We start from the raw sequence: 18,449 nt of genomic DNA on the forward strand, positions 1-18,449 counted from the left end.
GCGAATCGGTCCGGCAGGCTACCGGGCCGATTCCGCATTCTTTACGCGTCCGGTTCGCCAGATCCCACGTCGGGCGTACCCATGAGCACCTTCCCGCCGCCTCGCCGGACGGATCTCTTCGGTCCCGCGTCTTTCCCGGACTCTGCCTGAAGGCGTCGACGCTCGTTCCACGCCGCCACGCCTGTTTCCAGTAGCAAGCCTCCCACCGCGCCGTACACCGCGACAGTTCCCAGCCTGCCTCCGGCGTAAAGTCCGACGCTACAGACGATGGTCCAGCCCACGATCTTCCGCGCGAGGTATTCCAGCAACGTTCGCACGCGGGGCATCTTGCCCCATGCGGTCAGGATCGCGGCCAGCGGGCTTACCGCCGCCTTCACGATCCCCGCCGCGGAGTTGCCGCCCGGGTCAGGAGTGGCTTCGGTATCGTTGGGGTTGACGGGAAGCGTCATCTCTCCTGTGTCCCTTTCTAAGCTCTCCGCAGACCCGCGGGCATGCACCTTCGACGGGCCAAGTACCAGACGCCTGTAATCCTAGTGAACGCTGTCCCGTTTTGTCAACTTTATCTGCTTTGTCACACTTGTCTACATCGTGTCCTGATTGTAAAATTCCGTAGAACAACCGAAGTATAGACAAAGTAGACGACATCCACAATAGGGGCATGTGGGTCGTTCGGGCAACAGGGTGCGCCCGGGGCAATCGGGCCCCGGGCTGCGTCGCCGGAAAGGGGGCGGGGGGTGATGGATCACAGGTCGATTCCCGTACACACGTTACGAGAGTTCGCCCGGGACCGGGCCGAGCTGAGCTCGGTGCGCCAGGTCGCGGCGGAAGTGGGACTCGGGCGAACGACTCTCCACAACTTCATCTCCGCCGACACCACGCCCCACCCACGGGTAAGGCGCCTGCTCGCGTTGTGGTACCTGCGCGAAAAGGAGATCGAGGAGAGCCGGGTGGCCGACGAAGGATATTCGGCGGCGCTCGACATCCTGCTGGCGGGGATCCCCGAGGCTGAACGTGCGAGTGCGCGGGCCGAGCTGCTGGAGAGGATCGCCGCGCTGCACGCGGCGTTCGGTGCGGGCGCGCCGCCCTGGCTCCATGACCTGCGACCGCCCGAGCCCGAGGCATAGGGCGGCACCGGCACCTGCCTGGGGGATGCGCGGCAGCGCCAGACCCGGCGGACGGAAACGTTCCTCGGGTCAGCGCGGGACGGGCGGGGGCGGGGCGGAGGGGTTGAAGACGCGGTAGACCTCGGCGCCGATGCGCGCGATCAGGCGGTTGGCGGGGTTGTCGGTGGCGTACGAGGTGTCGCGGTTCTCGCGCGTCATTACGCAGACGGCGACGGGCGCGTCGGGGCCGTACAGGATGCCGCAGTCGTTGCGCGACTGGTCCACGTCGCCGCTCTTGTGCGCGGCCGTGGCGCCGTCGGGGAGCCACCGCACCAGCTTGTTCCAGTCCTCGTTGCCGCGCAGGATCGAGATCGCCAGCGAGTCCAGCGCCGGCGACACGGCGCGCCCCTCGTGCAGCAGCGCGAACAGCCGCACCGTCTCGTCGGGCGTGGTGACGCCCAGCCCGTACTTCACCGAGCTGTCCATCGCCACCGAGGTGGAGCGCAGGAAGGTCTTGGAATGGATGCGCGTGTGGGGCAGCCCCAGCGAGTCCATCTTGGCCCACACGGTGCGCATGGGCACCTTGTCCAGCAGCAGGTTGGTGGCGGTGTTGTCGCTGATGACGATCATCAGCCGCGCCGCGTCCTCCACCGTCAGCTCCAGCCCCGAGTGCAGGTGCTGCAGCACGCCGCTGCCGCCCACCCGGTCCCGCGCGATCATCGTCAGCGGGTCGTCCAGCCGGATCGTCCCCTTTCGCACCTCGTCCAGCAGCGCCACCAGCACCGCCACCTTGATGAGCGACGCCGTGGGGAACGTCTCGTCCCCGCGAATCGACAGCCCCTCCCCCGTCGCCAGGCTGCGCACGCTGACGCCCACCACGCCCTCGTAGCCGCGCGTCATCTGCTCGATGGACCGGCGCAGCCCCGCCGTGTCCGCCGCCGCGGGGCGCGCCTGCGCGAGCGTGGGCGCGGGAAGAAGGGTGGCCGCGGCGAGCAGCAGGGAGAGCGCGATTCGGTGGATCATGGGCCGGACGGGGGCGAAAGGAGCGTGCGTGCGGTGGATGCGGGGATGAAGATGCGGCGCGGCGGGTACGCTGTCCAATCCGCACCCGCGCGGCGCCCGAAGATGGAATCCCAAGCGGATGCGGCGCAACGGGATACGGATTCGTCCAGACCGAAGGTGTTGACGGGGTCCGGACGCGGGCCTAGGTTGCCGCCCCATCCAACAGCAGTGCTGCTGCATCCGTCCGGCGCCGCCGCGGTCGTCCTGTTTTCCCCTTGCATGGGGGAGGGACGCCACCCGGCAAGCTGGTTCCCGGCGCCGGGAACGCGGACCCGAAACCCCGAGAACGAATGTCCCGGACCCACGGCCCCGCGCTGCGTGCGCTATTGTTTTCCGTTTTCCTGATCCCGGCCGCCGCCGCCGCGCAGGAGGGCACGCCCGTCCGCCGCATCGACGCACCGCGCTTCGGCATCGAGGCCCGCCGCGACTCCGTCGTCGCCTTTGCCCGCCAGCAGATCGGCCGCCGCTACGTGTTCGGCGGCACCAGCCCCACCCGCGGCTTCGACTGCAGCGGGTTCACGCAGTACCTGGCCCGCGCCTTTGGCGTGAACCTTCCCCGCACCGCCGCCCAGCAGGCCCGTGTGGGCCAGGAAGTCCCCCGCGACCGCTCGCTGCTCCGTCCCGGCGACCTGCTTACCTTTGGCCGCGGCGGGCGGGTTACGCATATCGGCGTCTACGTGGGCGACGGGCGGTACGTGCACGCCAGCAGCGGCCGCGGCCAGATCACCGAAAGCAACCTGGACCGGCCGCAGTCCAACCTGGTGCGCGCGTGGATGGGCGTGCGCCGCGTGATCGGCGCGGACATCGACAGCACCGCGGCGACCGTGGCCCAGCGCGCGCCCGCGCCCCGGCAGGGCACCCCCGCCGCGCCCCGCACCGCCCGCACGCGCAGCTGATCCGCGGGCCCTCGCCCGATCGGCTTACACGAAGCCGGCTCCCATCCGCGGGGCCGGCTTTCGTGTTTTCTGCCGGGGAGCCTCCCGCTCACCTCCAATCGTGGAGCGAGCGGATGGTTCTCAAGATCGCGCATCAGGTGGTGCGCACCCCTTGTTCCCGCGCGCCGCGGACATCATCGGGCGATCTGCATCCCTCCCCAAAAAATTCTCATGGCCCCCTGCCGCATTCCACCCCTCTCCCGTTCCCGAAATCCCACGCCGGCTCGTGCCTCGTCGACCACCGCGCCATGCCTCCGCTCACTACGGATCAGCGTTCGGATCGCAAGCGAGGAGGAAACGGCACGAGAAAACTCCGTTGACTCCGTACCTGCTGCGCCCTTGCTCACGGAACCTTGGGTCAGCACTAGCGGCATCCGGCCCTGCAGTTGCAGGCTATTCCCTATTACCTATTACCTATTCCCTGTCAGGCCCATCTCTTACGGGCTCTACACGACGAACGGGGCGGCCCCCCACCGTGGAAGGCCGCCCCGTTCATCATCCCCTCAGCCGGACGTTCGTGCTTCCGCACTCACGCACTTCCGCACTTCCGCACTCACGCACTCTCCTCAAGGCGTCCAGACGTTGTTCCGCCGGTTGGCGTCGGGGAACCACTCTTCCGGGTCCAGCTCCACGCGGGCCACGGGGCCGGTCACGGGCACCGTCACCGTGACCGAGCGCGTGGACGGGCTCAGCCACCGCTCGATGGGGATGGTGTGCGTCACGCGCTGGCCGGCCGTGGTGGTGACCACGATGTCCGTGGGCGCCGGCACCTGGCCCACGTCGCGCACCGTCACCTGCACGCCGCCCGCCGTGGGCGCCACGCCGCCGATGGACTGGTCCATCGTGACGGTGCGGTACCAGAACGGATAGAAGAACCAGTCCAGGTCGCGCCCCGACACCCGCTCGGCCGTGTTGAAGAAGTCCAGCGGGTACGGGTGCTTGAACATCCACTCGTTCGCGTACGTCCGCAGGATCCGCGACATCACGCTGTCGCCCACGATGCGCTGCAGCGAGCGCAGCAGCGTTCCCGGCTTGTAGTAGGCCGACACGGTGGACGGGTCGCCGAACACCAGGTCGATGTTGCGCGTCAGCGGCACCTCGCCCTTGTTCCCCGCGATGCTCAGGTACCCCGCGCGCGGCTCGTCCCACGGATCGAAGTCGGGAAACAGGTCCTCCACCGACCGGCTTTCGTTGTAGGTGGTAAAGCCCTCGTCCATCCACGCGAACGCCGCCTCGTCCTGCCCCACCATCATGGGAAACCACTCGTGCGCGATCTCGTGCGAGATCACCTGGTACAGCTCCAGCCGCGGCGCGGGCCGGCCGATGAAGACCAGCATGGGGTACTCCATCCCGTAGATGGGCCCCTCGCTGACGGTGATTTGCGGGTACGCGTACGGAACCACCGAGCGGCTGTGGAACTCCGTCGCGTGCTCGCCGAACATGGCCGACTCGGTCCAGTTGGGCGCGCCGGGGCGGTACAGCGAGTGCACCATCACCGTCTGCGTGCCGGCGCCGCTGGCCGCGGGGATCTGCGCGCGGCGCGCGTCCCACACGTAGCGGTTGCTGGTGGCGAAGGCAAAGTCGCGCACGTCCCGCGCGGCGAAGCGCCAGGTCACGCTGCCGCTGGTGCCGCCCGTCGTCGCCCCCGTCCCCAGCTCGCCGCTGGGGAGCACGGCGACCGTCTCGTCGCTCCCCGCCGCCGACGCCAGCCGCTGGCGCACTTCGGGGCGCAGGATCTCGTCCGCGTTCACCAGGCTGCCGGTGGCGCCCACCGTCCACCCGGCGGGAAGGGTGAGGGCCACGTCGAAGTCGCCGTACTCCAGGTAGAACTCGCCCTGGCCGCTGTACGGGGTGGCATCCAGCCCCGTGACGTCGTCGTACACGGCGATCTGCGGATACCACTGGGCCACCTGGAACACCCGCCCGCCCAGCGCGTCCTCGAAACCGGTGCGCGGCGCCTGCGTGCCGGGCGGAACGCGGAAGTTCCAGTCCACCTCGAACACCGCGCTGTCCCCCACGGCGATGGGGGTGGGCAGCAGCACGCGCGACAGGGTGCCCGTGGTGCGGTAGCCCACGGACGGGCGGTTCTCGCGCTGGTTGGCCTCGAACTGCTGCTGCGTCAGCGGCCCCACCGCGGCGCCGTTGTAGACGAAGCGCGTAAGCGTCAGCCCGCCCGTGTTCAGCGGGCTGTTGCGCCCGGTGAACTCTTCGGTGAACAGGTTCTGATAAAGGTTGAACACCACCTGCCGCAGCTCGTTGGGCGAGCGGTTGTGGTAGACGATGCGCTCGGTGCCGGTGACACGGCGCGACTCGGGGTCCAGGGTGGCCTGGATGGAGTAGCGCACACGCTGCTGCCAGTAGCGGGAGCCCGGGGCGCCCGTCGGGCTGCGGGTGCCGCCGGCGAGGGCGGCCGCGTACCCCTCTTCGGCCACCACGGGGCGCAGGTACGGCCGCCCGGCGGTGTCGAGCGCGGCCCCCTGCGGCAGCGGCGCGATGATCGGCTCGCCGTTGGGGGCGCACGCGCCCAGGACCAGCGCGGCCAGCAGGGCCGCGCGCTTGATCGAATGGATGGACAACGGTGATTCTCCCGGTCTGATGTACGGGACTGCAAAGCCGCGCGAAGGGTCTGTCAAAACTCTTGCCACGCGCACACGGGCGTTTCTGCCCGGACGCCGCAGTGCAACGCCGCGCACGCCGTGTTTGTGACCTGCACGGCGCATGAATTCGCTGCAACGACCACACGAAGTCCGCCTTCGCGGGCTGGAGGACTCCGCGGTACAGTCGAGTGCCTGCCACGTCGCGGGCTGGCTGTCCCCTGTAACCTGTCCCCTATTATCCTGACACCGATCCCCCACCCTGACCCCTACGCCCTACGGCAAGTGCGAGCGCAGCAGTTCCAGCACGCCCCACGAAAGAACAAGCCTCACGCAAAGCCAGCAGACCGAGCTTTCTCGTGCCGCTGTGGCCTCTGGGGCCTCTGTGTGAGAACGAATCTTTTTACGAACTTCATTCACCACAGGCCACTAGATCCTGAAAAAGAATGATCGTACAGAGGAACAGAGTCAGACAGAGAAGCGAGTTGAAATATCATCTTCGTCCTCTGTCTGACTCTGTTCCTCTGTACGCATGCAGTTGTTGTTTTCCCGGATTCGGCGTCACACCGAGGACACGGGGAAGACAAGAGGACAGGTTTCTCCTCCGTGCTCTCCGTGCCTTCCGTGAGACGGCAGTAGAAGTTCGGGTGCACAATGAACTGCGGGATTCGGTATGAATCGTTGTTCGTCTCCAGCTTTCGCGTCACGCAGCGGACGCAGGGAGAAAAGAAAAGGACGCGGAGGCCTTCCGGCACTCTCCGCGTCCTTCGCTGGCTCCGCGCCGGGCGCGCCGCCGCTACCTGCGGGCCGTCTGGCTCCGCACGGCGCTGAACCCGCCTTCGCCGCCGTCACGCTGGCACGCCGCCCCGGGCGGCGCCAGCAGCACGGTTCCGTCGGCCACGGTGCGGTACTGCGCCGTGCAGGTGCGCACCTGGGGCTGGTCGGTCAGCGTGGGGAAGTCCGCGCCGGGCGCCCACGAGGTCTGCGAGCGGCTGGTCGCCAGCTGGCGATCCACCACCCACTCCAGGCCGTTCTCGCGCAGCGCCGGGTTCAGCAGCTCCGCCTGCGTCTCGCCCCAGCCGACGAGCGTGATGGCGCCGGAGGGAATGCTTACGCGGTAGATCCGGGTTCCCGCCGATTCGTTCACCGTCTGCGAGCCCCGGCACCGGCCTTCGACCTCGGCGTTGTAGTAGTTGTTCCCGTACCACAGCCGTTCGTGCGTGATGCAGTTGGTCCACGCACCCGGCGTGGTGGTCCCCGCGCGCTCCGTCACGAACACGTAGGCGCGGTCTCCACGCGGCGAGTACACGCCCCGCGCCGTGGCGTACCTGAAGCTGTCGCCGTCGCCGGTGCTCTGGCACGGATGCGCCGCGATCCGCTGCCGGAACTCCGTGTACGCCTGGCGCAGCGAGTCGTTGTCCGTCGTCGTCAGGTACTCGTGCGTGGCATCGGGCACCTTGAACAGCTCCCGCAGGCACACGCTGGTCCCCTGGTTGTACACGGCGACGGGAAGGTTGCCCAGCGTTCGCCGCGTTCCCGCCACGTTGTCGTCCAGCCGCAGCGTAAACGTCACCGTCGGCGACGTGCGCACCGAAAGAATGGTCAGCGTGGTGTCCCCGTCGTGCGACCAGCGAAAGCGCGAGAACAGCGACGCATTGCTTCCCGGCGGGTACGACTCGGGGGGCAGCGCCGCGTCCGCCCACCCCGTGGGCGTCCACTGCCGCATCACGTCGCCGGTGCCTCCCCACGCGTTCACCAGCTTGCCGCCGTGCAGCGCGTTGAACGAGTACAGCGTGCTGTTGGGCGTGGTGGGCAGCGTGAACAGGGGCTCGCCCGCCGGCGAGGCGGTGTCGCGCTGCGCGTACAGCGTTCCCAGGGTCATCCACAGCCGGTTTCCGCACAGCGGCGCGCCGGCCCTGCGCGCCGCCATCACCAGGCTTTCGTGCGCGTTCAGGATCGGAATGCCCCCCGCGGTGCGCCCGCCGCGGCGTGCGCCTTCCAGCAGCAGCTGCTTCACCGTGTCGGCCGTCAGGCGGGGATCGAACGCAAACAGCAGCCCCGCCACCCCGGAAACGTGGGGCGCGGCGAACGACGTGCCCGTCCCCGTCAGCGGGGAGTGCGGCGCAGTCCGGCCCAGGGACACGCTGTCCACCACCGAGTTGCCGTGCACCACCGCCACGCTTGCCCCCGGCGCCGCGATGTTCACCAGGGTGCCCCGGTTGGTGAACGGGGCCAGCGTCTGGGCGCGCGTGCTCGCGCCCACGATCATGATGTTGTAGGGCCGGCCGGTGTGGTCCACGCTGTCGACCGCCACGCGGGCAACGTTCCAGCGCGCGTCCAGGCCGATGTCGCCCTGGTTGCCCGCCGAAAAGACGATCAGCGGCCGGAACCCCTCGGCGGCGAGCGAGTCCATGCTGAGCTTGAAGCCACGGTACCAGCTGGCCACCAGGGCCTCGTTGCCCAGCCTGACCAGCGAATCCGTTTCCGTCGCCGGGTTGCTGGGCCAGCGAAAGCCCAGCGACAGGTTGATGACCCGTGCGCCGTTTCGCCCGGCCGCCCGGATCTGCGGCCACAGCTCGTTGATCGGAAACCCGACCGCCATGTGCCGCACGCCCAGCGAGTCCACGGCGGCGTCGCGCAGGACCAGGTTGGCGCGCCACATCACCCCCGACACGAGCGCCGAGTCGTTGCCGAACCCCGCGGCGACCGTCGCCACCCGCGTGCCGTGGTCGTTCAGGGTGGATCCCGCGCTGGGATAGCCGCGCGTCGCCGTCCGCGTCTGGCGGCTGAGGTCCTGGACCGCGAAGAACCCGTCGTCCACCACTCCCACGCGGGTGGTGGTGTCACCGACCGAGCAGCCCCACGCCTGCGGCGCGGCGATCTGCTCCAGCGCCCAGTTGCTCCCGTCGGCCGAGTCGGGGTTCATCTGCCAGTCGGTCCAGCCGGCGCCGTCGTGTGCGTGCAGGTAGTCCACCGTGCCCGCCGCGGTCGAGAAAGGGCCCGCATACTCGGTCTGCGGCAGCTTGCGAAGGTTCGTGATGGCCGTCCGCAGGCGCGCCAGGGTGGTGTCCTGCGCAATCTGCACGTGGTAGGCTCCCGTGGTTCCCCCCACCACGGTTCCGCCGATGTGGTCGATCGCGGATTGGCGCTCCTCCTGCGAGGCCGAAGGGGTGAACTGGATGGTGACCACGTTGGTCAGGCAGGGCCCGGTGAGCATGCCGGTGCACGGCCTGCTGTTCGCGGGTGCGTAGAACCAGCTGGGGCGGCCCTCCGGCGCCTGCATGGGCACGCGGCGCTCGCGGGGCGTCGTCGTAAAGATGCGTACCGTGAAGCTGAAGCGCTGCACGGCGCGGGGAACGTTGTACTCCCAGCGCTTGGGATCGGTGATTCCCTGCGGCGGAAGGATGGTGTCGTACAGGTGGTACGGCTGGTTGGGCCCCGTGAAGTTCTGGTACCCGTCGGGATTGCGCACCGTCACGGTGCCGGTGTCTCCCGGCGCGGCGTACGCGGTGGCCGTGGGACCCGTCTCGAAGAACACCTTCAGCCCGGTGGTGCCCTGCCCGTCCGGGGTGCCGATGGCGTACGTCAGCAGGTTCTGCGCGGTGGCGTCCATGGCCCAGATCTCGGCCATGGTGTCGCTGACGAAGTTGGCCGAGCGCATCTTGATGGCGCTGCCCCCCAGCAGCGCGAGCGACGCCCCGCCGTTCCCGGCGCGCGCGGGCTCGGTGCACACCACGCTGGCGCTGCGCTTGTCCACGGTGCATTCCACCGTACCCACCAGCATGGGAATGCCGGGCGGGGGAGTGGCAAGCGTGGGGGACCTGTCCACGCAGCCCATGCACGCCAGACCAAGGGCGATGGATGCGAGCATGCGGCTTCTGGAAGGTTGAAGATGGGGCATTGCGGCCTTGCGTCTTGTTGAAAGATTGCGGTGGAGGGGCCGGGACGGAAGGCCCGCTCCGGGGTCGCCAGGGAAAGGCGAAGGAGGGCCGCCCACCATCGGGGGCCTCCAGGCAGGACGCGGCGCGGGCCGGCAGGGAGAGGGAGCGCGCGGCGAAAGCAGGTCGTGGATGAAGCCGGGGCCGTCGGGGGGGGGGGCCGGAAAGTTCTGGGCACGACGAACGAGACCCGCAAACCTACATACAAACACTTCCGCATGGAAGGGGCATCCAGGCGCGCATGGTAAACCCAGCAAGGCGCAAAAGAATCGCCGTTACAAGCAGTCGCTCTGCGATTTGATCAGCCGGAGCACGGATGGATGAGGCCACCCTCCTCCGATCGCCCTGCGCGGAAGGAGGGTGGAAGGAAGGGGCTCTACGGCAGGTGCGAGCGCAGCAGCTCCAGCACGCCCTCGGGGTTGTCGGTGTTGATCCAGTGGCCACCCTCCAGCCGGTGCAGGAACACGCGCCCGTTGGCCGTCCCCGCCATCTGCACCCGCCGCTCGGCCTCCTCGTCCAGCGCGTTGCTTTCCGTCGCCTTGACGATGTGGATCTCCGCCTCCCCGGGCGGGCTCACCAGCGTTTCCCACAGGTCGGTGCGAAAGTAGTCGCGCAGCATCTCTTCCATCACGTCCCAGTCGATGCGCCAGCGGTAGCGCCCCTCCACCGGCTCCAGGTTGATGGCCAGCCACTGCGCCAGTCCCGCCTCGTATCCCGCGCCCTGGATGGCGGCCACCGCCTCCGCGCGCGACGGGAACTCGGGCGGCAGGGCGCGCATGGACTCGATGATCCGCCACGCGCTCCCCTCCGGCTCGCGCACCGCCAGGGTGGAGTCCATCACCCACACCTGCCGCAGCCCCTGGCCGTGGTGCCGCGCGTAGACCAGCGCCACCTTGCCGCCGAACGAGTGGCCCATGACGGCCGCGGCGTGAAAGTCCAGGTGCGCCACCAGCCGGTCCACGTCCGCGGCGCTGGCCATCAGCGTGTGCGGGCCGCCAAAGCCGTGCGACTGGCCGTGGTTGCGCAGGTCCACCAGCAGCACGCCCCACTCCGGCCGCGCTTCTACCAGCCGCCGCGCAATGGTGCCCCAGTTGCGGCCGCTGCCGTAGATGCCGTGCAGCATCAGCAGCCACAGCTTTGGCTCGGCGTCCTTTGCGATTACGCGGGTGTGGTGAAGGATGGGCTGCGTCGTCATCGTCGTTCCTGTCGTGCGGATCCGGTTATGGTTGCGGCGGCATTCTAGCGCCCATCCAGCCTTTGCGCGACGGCAGATCAAGGAACTGTTGGGGTACAGAGGAACAGAGGAACAGAGAAAGACGAGGGACGGCCTTCCCGCTTTTTCCCCTGTCTGCTCTGTTCCTCTGTACCCCAACCCGCCGTCGTCCTTCGATCGGATGGATGCGGAGGGTTGACGGGGTTGGCGGAGACAGTTATCTTAGTGCTGTAGTAAATGACGAGCGGGGGAGACGATGAGCGATGTGCACGATGCGGAGCAGACGGAACGGGCGCTGAAGCTGTGGGTGGTGCTGTCGCGGGCGCACGCCGCCGTGGCCGCGCACTCCCAGGCCGACATCGCCCGCCACGGGCTCACCCCCGCGGAGTTCGGCGTGCTCGAGGCGCTGCACCACAAGGGCCCGCTGCTTCTGGGCGAGGTGCAGAAGAAGATCCTGGTCACCAGCGGCGGCGTCACCTACCTGGTGGACCGGCTGGCGGCCAGGGGGCTGGTGGAGCGGCGGCGCTGCGACCGCGACCGGCGCGCCTACTACGCCGCCCTCACGCCGGCGGGCGATGCGCTGATCGGCGAGATCTTTCCCGCCCACGCCCAGGCCATGCGCAACGCGCTGGCGGGGCTGGACGAGCAGGAAAAGGATGCCGCCATCCGCCTGCTGCGCACGCTGGGCAGGCACGCGGCCGAGACGGACGCGAAGGGCGGCGGGTGAAGCTTTCTTGTGGATATTTATCTTAGAACTGTGAATCTCTGAGGTGTAGCAACTGCGGCGGCGATTCCGGCCCATGCCGGCCGCAACACGAGGGACGGGCCAGCCGAAAACCGATGAACGGAGAACGGACCATGAGCATCACCGAGACCACCACCGGCACCACCACCTGGACCATCGACCCGGCGCACACGTCGGTCGAGTTCTCGCTCAAGCACCTGATGATCAGCACCGTGCGCGGCCGCTTTGGCGCCGTGACGGGCACCATCGTGCTGGACGAGGCCAACCCGGCCGCGTCGACGGTAGAGGCCGAGATCGACGTCACCAGCATCGACACGCGCCAGGAGCAGCGCGACGCGCACCTGCGCTCCGCCGACTTCTTCGACGTCGAGACGTTCCCGTCCATCAAGTTCACCAGCACGCGCATCGAGCGTGACGGCGACCACTTCGACGTGTACGGCAACCTGACCATCCGCGACGTGACCCGTGAGGTGGTGCTGCACACCAGCGACGAGGGCCGCGGGGGCGACCCGTGGGGCGGCCAGCGCGCCGCGTTCAGCGCCACGACCAAGATCGACCGGCGCGAGTTCGGGCTCACCTGGAACCAGGCGCTGGAGACCGGCGGCGTGGTGGTGGGCAACGACATCAAGATCACGCTCGAAGTGCAGGCCGTGAAGGCGGCCTGACCTTCTCGGATCGGACGGCAGGGCGCCCCTCTCCGCACGAGCGGGGAGGGGCGTTTTCAAATCGGATGAAGAAAGGGAGGGCGGGATGCAGCTCACGACGCAGGGCCTTCACCACGTCACCATGGTCTCGGCGGATGCGCGGCGGACGCTGGCGTTCTACCGCGATATCCTGGGCCTCGGGCTCGTGAAGCAGACGGTGGATTACGATGATCCGGGCGCGTACCACCTGTACTTTGGCGACGCCGAGGGGCGGCCGGGGACGCTGCTGACCTTCTTCGAGTGGCCGCGCGCGCCGCGGGGCCGGCCGGGGATCGGCGGCATCCATCACACGGCGCTGGGGGTGGAGACGGAGGAGGCGCTGCTCAAGTGGAAGCGGCGGCTGACGGACCACGGCGTCCACACCAGCGGCCCGTACGACCGCGGCTACTTCACCAGCCTGTACTTTCGCGACCCCGACGGGCAGATCATGGAGATCGCCACGGCGGGGCCCGGCTACGCCATCGACGAGCCCGCGGACGCGCTGGGACGCCAGCTGGTGCTGCCGCCGCAGCGCATCGTGCGCGGCCACCGCGACGAGGCCGCCATCGCCGCGCTGAACCACCCGGAGCCGGTGCCCGTCATCACCCCCGACATGGCGCTGGACGGCATCCACCACGTCAGCGGCATCACCGACGACCTGGTGCGCGCGGGCGAGTTCTACGAGGCGGCGCTGGGGCTGCGGCTGGTAAAGCAGACCACCAACCGCGACGACGGCACCACGCTGCACTACTTCTGGGCCGGGTACGACGGGCAGACGGTCGCGCCGCACAGCTCGTTCACGCTGTTCGGCTGGCCGCCGGAGTGGAACCCGTCGCGCGGCGGCGTGGGGCAGACGCACCACGTGGCCTTCCGCGCGAAGGACGCGGACGAGCAGCGCGCGTGGCTGGACCACCTGCGGTCGCTGGACGTCGCCGTGAGCCAGGTGATGGACCGCACCTACTTCCGCAGCCTGTACTTCAAGGCGCCGGACGGCCTGCTGCTGGAGATCGCCACCGACGGCCCCGGCTTTTCGGTGGACGAGGACCCGTCGCGGCTGGGTACGGTGCTGCAGCTTCCCGCCTGGCTGGAGCCGCGGCGGACGGAGATCGGCGGCGCGCTGGGGTGAGCGGGTGAGCGGGTGAGTGGGTGAATCCGCCGTCTGATCCCGGCTCCGCCCAAAGACGATGATCACGCAGAGAAGCGGAGGAAGCGGAGAAGACGACTCTGCGTCCTTCATTTCCTCTGCGTGATACCGAATCCTGAAAAGAATGATCGTACAGAGGAACAGAGTCAGACAGAGAAAGCGAGTTGAAATATCAGCTTGGCTCCTCTGTCTGACTCTGTTCCTCTGTACCCATCAAGGTGTTGTTTTCCCGGATTCGGCATGAGACCCGTCTTCTGGTTTTCGGGGAGATGCAGAAGCCGCTACTCCACGGCGAGCGCCCTGAAGTCCGGGTGCACGCCGATGGTGCCGGTCGCCCTCAGCCGCTCGAGCATGTAGCAGAACGTCTCGCTCTGCAGGGGAAAGCGGATGCGGTAGGCGCGGCGCCAGATGGCGTACACCAGCCGCACCACCTCGTGGGCCGGCAGCTCCGCGCGCGCGTCGGCGATGGGCTCGCGGTACAGCACGTAGCGCCCCTCGCTGCGGCGCGACATCCACGGGTGAAAGTAGGGCAGGTCGAACGGGATCACCTTGCCGGCGCCCACCAGCGTCTGCAGCCAGGGCGAGCCGCTGTGCACCTCGCCCACCAGCCACGCCGGGTCCGCGCCGTTCTTGCGCTGCGCCTCGGCGCGGATGCTTTCCAGCAGGTGCCCGCGCAGGCCGCGCCCCAGCAGCTTGCCGCGCAGGTCCGGCCGCACCGCCAGGTAGGTGACGAACCCCGCGTTCACCCCCTCCAGGTAGATCCCCGCCGCCGCGGCCGCCGCGCGTCCGTCCGCGTCCACCATCGCCAGCAGGTGGTAGTCGCCGCCGCTGGGCATTCCCGTCCGCCGCTCCTCCACCTCCGAAAGCAGGTCGTTCACCGGCTGCACGTCGCCGATGGCCGTGGAGATCAGCTCCAGCGCCTCGGTGGCCAGCGGCGTGCGCTCGTCCTCCACCATCACCACCCGCAGCTCCGCCTCCTCCATCACGCCCCGCCCTCCCCCGCCGGCAACCCGAACACCCGCGCGGCGTTGCGCCACAGCAGCCCTTCGCGCTCCTCGTCCGTCATCTCCAGCTTTTCCACGAACTTCAGGTAGCTCGCCACGTCGCTGATGGGCCAGTCGGTTCCGAACATCAGCCGGGTGGGGTCGTTGATGAAGGCGATGACGTCGTTCACCATCCGCAGCGCCAGCCGCTCGTAGCGCGGCTGGAACTCGCCCAGGGTAAGGCCGCAGATGTCGCCCAGCACGTTCTCGTTCTTGTAGATGACCTGCATGGCGTCGGGCATCCACGGGTTGCCCAGGTGGCAGATGACGAAGGTGGTGTCGCGAAAGTCCACCGCAAGGTCGTCCACCGCCAGCGGGTGCGAGTAGCGGATGCGGGCCATGTTGGCGTACGTGTCGCCGGTGTGGATCATCACCGGCACGCCGAACTCCCCCGCCAGCCGGTAGACCGGGTGCATCATCGGGTTGTTGAGCTCGAACGGCTGGTAGCCGGGATACAGCTTGAGCCCGCGGATGCGTCCCGCCTGCAGCAGCGTGCGGAGCTCGTCCACCAGCGCCCCGTCCAGCCGCGTGACGTCGATCCCCGCCACCACGTGCAGGCGCGGGTCGTCCGCCACCTGCGCCAGCGTGTCCTCGATGGACGGCCGGTCGTCGTTTACCGTGTACGAGGTAAGGACCATGGCGTGGTCGATGCCGTGCGCGTCCATCTGCGCCCGCAGCGCCGCGTGGCGCTGGGCCAGGGTGGGCGGCAGGTCGGGGGTGTAGCGGTTCAGGTGCGTGTGGCAGTCGATGATCACCGGCGCGGCGGTTTGGGTGTGGCCGTGGGGGAGGCAGGAGGCGTACCAGCGGCGCCCCCTCCGGGCTCGCACCACTCGCCCACCTCCCCCAAAACTGCTGGGGGAGGTTGGGGTGGGGCTGGCGGTGGGGAGCGACGCCGAAGTCCAGCACGGCCCGCGTGGCGCTTCGGCAGGGCTGGGCGCGAACGGCGGGCGCCCCCTCCGGGCTCGCATTACTCGCCCACCTCCCCCAAAACTGCTGGGGGAGGTTGGGGTGGGGCTGGCGGTGGGGCGCTTCGGCAGGGCTGGCGCGGGATGATGTGCCGCCCCCCTCCCCGGCCCTCCCCCGCAAACAGGCGGGGGAGGGTGACGCGACCCACCGGCTGTCGAAGCGGGATCGAATTCTCCTCTCCCCCATGCAGTTCAGGGGGGAGAGGCCAGGAGAGGGGGGCCGCCGGCCGCTCGCGCCGAAGCCCGTCGCAGCGCCATCGAATTCTCCCCTCTCCGTGAGGAACGAACGGGGAGGGGCCGGGGGAGGGGCACCCCGCCGACGCAGCGTGATCCCCTCCGCCGATCCTGGAAATCAGCCGAACGAAAAACCTCCCCCAGCAGTTTTGGGGGAGGTGGCGAGCCTAAGCGAGCCGGAGGGGGCGCCGGCAGCTCGCGATGGATTCGTCGCGGCGCCCCCCTACTCCGCCGCCATGGCCTTGAGCGCCGCGTTGGTCTGCGCGGCCTGGGCGGCCACGTTGTGGAACAGGAAGCCCTGGGTAAAGTGCACCCCCAGCCGCTTCACCGTCTCCCACTCCTCCTCGCGCTCCACGCCTTCCGCGATCACCTTGATGTTGTGGTCGTTGGCGAACTGCACCATCGTCTCCACCAGGTTCTGCTTCATGAAGTTGGCGTCGATCCCGCTGATGAGCGAGATGTCGAGCTTGATGAAGTCGGGCTCCAGGTTGGCGATGCTCCCCAGCCCCGCGTACCCGCTTCCCGCGTCGTCCACCGCGAAGCGGAAGCCGCGGTCGCGGAACTCCTTGAGGTACCCCTGGAAGGTGGGATAGTCGGTGATGGCCGTGCGCTCGGTGATCTCGAGCACGATGCGCCCGGGCTCGTCCACGCCCAGGTCGTCCAGGTCAAGGTAGCGAAAGGTGGGGTCGCGAAAGTCGTGCGGGTCGATGTTGATGAACAGCAGGTGCTCCGGCTTCAGCTGCTCCTCCATCCCCTCGATGGCCTTGCGCCGGCACAGCCGCGACAGCTCCCAGATCAGGTTGGCCTCCTCGGCCACCCCGAACATCACTTCGGGTGAGCGGAGGGCGCGGTGAACGCCGCGGGCCAGCGCCTCGTAGCCAAACACCTCGCGCGTCTCCGTCACCACGATGGGGTGGTAGACGATGTAGACGGCGCCCTCGCGCAGCGTGTCCTTGAGGTCCGCCACCTTGCGCGCCCGCTCGCGGCTTTCCACGCTGCGGGCCGCCTGCGCCGCCTCGCGGATGCCGCGGTAGATGATGCGCTCGGTGCGGATCTTGGGATTGCGGAACAGCGTGACCGAGCCCACGTAGATCTCGAACAATCCCGCGATGTCCTCGCCGTGCTCCGTCTCCAGCCGGGCGCGCACGTCGGTCTCCAGCGACACCGTCATCTCGTTGATGCGCTTCTCGGCCTCTTCCTGCGCGATGTCGGCGAAGAAGATGAAGTCGTCGTCGCCGGTGTGCGAGACCATCATGGCGCTGTCGCCGTCGTAGCGCGCGTAGAAGTCGCGCACCGCCGACGCCGTGGTCTGCAGCACCTCGTCCAGCTTTTCCCAGCCGTAGATCTCTTCGAGCTTGGAATACCGGACGAACTCGATGTACAGAAGCGTAAGCCGGCCGCGCGTGTCCAGCATCTCGCGGCCGCGCTCGATCATCACCGGCAGGGTGGGAAAGCCGGTGAAGCGGTCATACAGCAGCTCTTCGTAGCGCAGGTGGTCGGCGGCGGCGCGGGCGGCGCTGGGCTTCGCGGTGCGGCGCAGGCGCTCGCAGGCGCCCTCGATGCGCGACGCGATCTCGGTCTCGGTGGCGTCGACCAGCAGCCACTCCTCGGCGCCCTCGCGAATGGCCCGGCGCGCCTCGTCGTCGCTGCGGCAGGCCACCACCACGGCGATGCCGCGCGCGACCGCCTCTTCGCGGGTGCGCTCCAGCAGCCCGGGACGCATCTCCAGCAGCGCCGCGTCGGGATGGGTGCGCAGGAGCGCGAAGAACTGGTCGTCGTTGGCCGCGGAGCCGCCCTCCGCCGGCTGCACCAGGGTGAGCTCCGAGCCGGACGTGGCCGCGGCCCCCTCGAGCCGCGCGCGGAACCCCTCGTCGGCGGCGTATCCAACGATCCTCACGCCTGGCTTCCCCGGGCTGCCAGGTTGCGGTTGACCTTTTCCATGAGGTCCTTGAAGTCTACCGGCTTGACGACGTAGTCGTCGGCGCGGGAGCGCAGCCCTTCCATCTTGTCCTCGAAGCCGCCCTTGGCCGTCACCATCACCACCTTGGTGTGGCCCAGCTGGGGGTGCTGCTTGATGACGCGGCACACTTCCCAGCCGTCCATCCCGGGCATCATCACGTCCAGCAGCACCAGGTCCGGCCGCACCTCTTCCATGCGTGCCAGCGCGGCGCGCCCGTCGCGCGCCTCGGCCACCGTAAAGCCGCGCGACTCCAGAAAGGCGCGCAGGATCTCTACGTTGTCGCTGTTGTCGTCCACCACCAGGATGGTGGTCTTGCCGTCCGAGCCGTCCACGGCCATTCCCCTTGCGTTGGTGCCCCCGTCCGCCCCACCGGAGGGTGCGTGGCAGGCAAAAAACAGGCCGTTTGCGGGCAAATGATTGGAGGACGGACGCTTACGCCGCGTGTTTCCGACATTTGCGTTCCGCGGCGCGGGTGAATCCGCGTCCCCGGACGGGGTTCGGCGTGGATCCCGGATCGTGGGTCCGCGGGGTGCCGGGTCGCGGATCGTGGGTTGCCGGGGCACCGGCGCCCCGGTCCTGCGCCCCAGCCCTGCGCCCCGGTGCGCGGTCCCAAACCCGTCCCAAAGGTCCCCGGATTCCCGTCCGAAGGTCCCCCCGGGTTCCCGTCCGCAGGTCCCCCGGGTTCCCGCCGAAGGTCCCCGGGTTCCCGGCCGAAGGTCCCCGGGTTCCCGCCGAAGGTCCCCCGGGTTCCCGCCGAAGGTCCCCCGGGTTCCCGCCGAAGGTCCCCCGGGTTCCCGCCGAAGGTCCCCCGGGTTCCCGCCGAAGGTCCC

Annotated in this window: 14 protein-coding genes; 5 read left to right on the top strand and 9 right to left on the bottom strand. The window is 69.0% G+C overall.

Annotated features, from left to right (window positions below):
- Positions 1 to 41: 41 nt before the first annotated feature.
- On the bottom strand, positions 42 to 449 hold the full coding sequence (locus VGC13_RS14905) for a hypothetical protein (protein WP_331126055.1): 408 nt from the start codon (positions 447 to 449) through the stop codon (positions 42 to 44).
- Between the two features lie 288 nt (positions 450 to 737).
- On the opposite strand from VGC13_RS14905, the gene VGC13_RS14910 reads away from it, so the two are divergent.
- Positions 738 to 1,124: a hypothetical protein gene (locus VGC13_RS14910; protein ID WP_331126056.1), complete on the top strand. Its 387-nt coding sequence runs from the start codon at positions 738 to 740 to the stop codon at positions 1,122 to 1,124.
- 69 nt (positions 1,125 to 1,193) lie between these two features.
- Here the strand turns inward: VGC13_RS14910 and VGC13_RS14915 are convergent, their stop codons facing one another.
- Complete coding sequence (locus VGC13_RS14915) at positions 1,194 to 2,126, bottom strand: serine hydrolase (protein WP_331126057.1); 933 nt, start codon at positions 2,124 to 2,126, stop codon at positions 1,194 to 1,196.
- Positions 2,127 to 2,455: 329 nt separating this feature from the next.
- Between VGC13_RS14915 and VGC13_RS14920 the strand changes: the two genes are divergently transcribed.
- Positions 2,456 to 3,061, top strand: a complete 606-nt coding sequence (locus VGC13_RS14920; RefSeq protein ID WP_331126058.1) for a C40 family peptidase — start codon at positions 2,456 to 2,458, stop codon at positions 3,059 to 3,061.
- Positions 3,062 to 3,666: 605 nt separating this feature from the next.
- Here VGC13_RS14920 and VGC13_RS14925 read toward each other — a convergent pair.
- From VGC13_RS14925 to VGC13_RS14935, 3 genes are all read right to left on the bottom strand, one after another.
- Positions 3,667 to 5,676 (bottom strand): M1 family metallopeptidase, encoded by a 2,010-nt coding sequence (locus tag VGC13_RS14925; protein ID WP_331126059.1) that lies wholly within the window; start codon positions 5,674 to 5,676, stop codon positions 3,667 to 3,669.
- Positions 5,677 to 6,490: 814 nt separating this feature from the next.
- The gene (locus tag VGC13_RS14930; RefSeq protein ID WP_331126060.1) at positions 6,491 to 9,565 is read right to left on the bottom strand and encodes a S8 family peptidase; all 3,075 of its coding nucleotides are present in this window, start codon (positions 9,563 to 9,565) and stop codon (positions 6,491 to 6,493) included.
- Positions 9,566 to 10,008: 443 nt separating this feature from the next.
- On the bottom strand, positions 10,009 to 10,827 hold the full coding sequence (locus VGC13_RS14935) for an alpha/beta hydrolase (protein ID WP_331126061.1): 819 nt from the start codon (positions 10,825 to 10,827) through the stop codon (positions 10,009 to 10,011).
- 274 nt (positions 10,828 to 11,101) lie between these two features.
- Here VGC13_RS14935 and VGC13_RS14940 point away from each other — a divergent pair, with 274 nt between their 5' ends.
- The 3 genes from VGC13_RS14940 (at position 11,102) to VGC13_RS14950 (ending at position 13,399) form a co-directional block, all read left to right on the top strand.
- Positions 11,102 to 11,572 (top strand): MarR family winged helix-turn-helix transcriptional regulator, encoded by a 471-nt coding sequence (locus VGC13_RS14940; RefSeq protein ID WP_331126062.1) that lies wholly within the window; start codon positions 11,102 to 11,104, stop codon positions 11,570 to 11,572.
- A gap of 131 nt (positions 11,573 to 11,703) precedes the next feature.
- Positions 11,704 to 12,255, top strand: a complete 552-nt coding sequence (locus VGC13_RS14945; RefSeq protein ID WP_331126063.1) for a YceI family protein — start codon at positions 11,704 to 11,706, stop codon at positions 12,253 to 12,255.
- 85 nt (positions 12,256 to 12,340) lie between these two features.
- Complete coding sequence (locus VGC13_RS14950) at positions 12,341 to 13,399, top strand: VOC family protein (protein ID WP_331126064.1); 1,059 nt, start codon at positions 12,341 to 12,343, stop codon at positions 13,397 to 13,399.
- Between the two features lie 299 nt (positions 13,400 to 13,698).
- Here VGC13_RS14950 and VGC13_RS14955 read toward each other — a convergent pair whose 3' ends face one another.
- The 4 genes from VGC13_RS14955 to VGC13_RS14970 all read right to left on the bottom strand — a co-directional run bounded on the left by VGC13_RS14955 (position 13,699) and on the right by VGC13_RS14970 (position 17,951).
- Positions 13,699 to 14,403 carry a hypothetical protein gene (locus tag VGC13_RS14955; protein ID WP_331126065.1) on the bottom strand — a complete coding sequence of 235 codons (705 nt, stop codon included), beginning with the start codon at positions 14,401 to 14,403 and terminating at the stop codon, positions 13,699 to 13,701.
- Positions 14,400 to 15,215 carry an amidohydrolase family protein gene (locus tag VGC13_RS14960; RefSeq protein ID WP_331126066.1) on the bottom strand — a complete coding sequence of 272 codons (816 nt, stop codon included), beginning with the start codon at positions 15,213 to 15,215 and terminating at the stop codon, positions 14,400 to 14,402. Before VGC13_RS14960 ends, VGC13_RS14955 begins: the two co-directional genes overlap by 4 nt.
- 667 nt (positions 15,216 to 15,882) lie before the next feature.
- The gene (locus tag VGC13_RS14965) at positions 15,883 to 17,556 is read right to left on the bottom strand and encodes an EAL domain-containing protein (protein WP_331126067.1); all 1,674 of its coding nucleotides are present in this window, start codon (positions 17,554 to 17,556) and stop codon (positions 15,883 to 15,885) included.
- Entirely contained in the window at positions 17,553 to 17,951 is a 399-nt protein-coding gene (locus VGC13_RS14970) for a response regulator transcription factor (protein ID WP_331126068.1), read from the bottom strand. The genes VGC13_RS14965 and VGC13_RS14970 overlap by 4 nt, the downstream gene beginning before the upstream one ends.
- Between the last annotated feature and the right edge of the window lie 498 nt (positions 17,952 to 18,449).

This window comes from Longimicrobium sp. (assembly GCF_036399255.1).
In the GTDB taxonomy this organism is placed as follows: Bacteria; Gemmatimonadota; Gemmatimonadetes; order Longimicrobiales; family Longimicrobiaceae; genus Longimicrobium.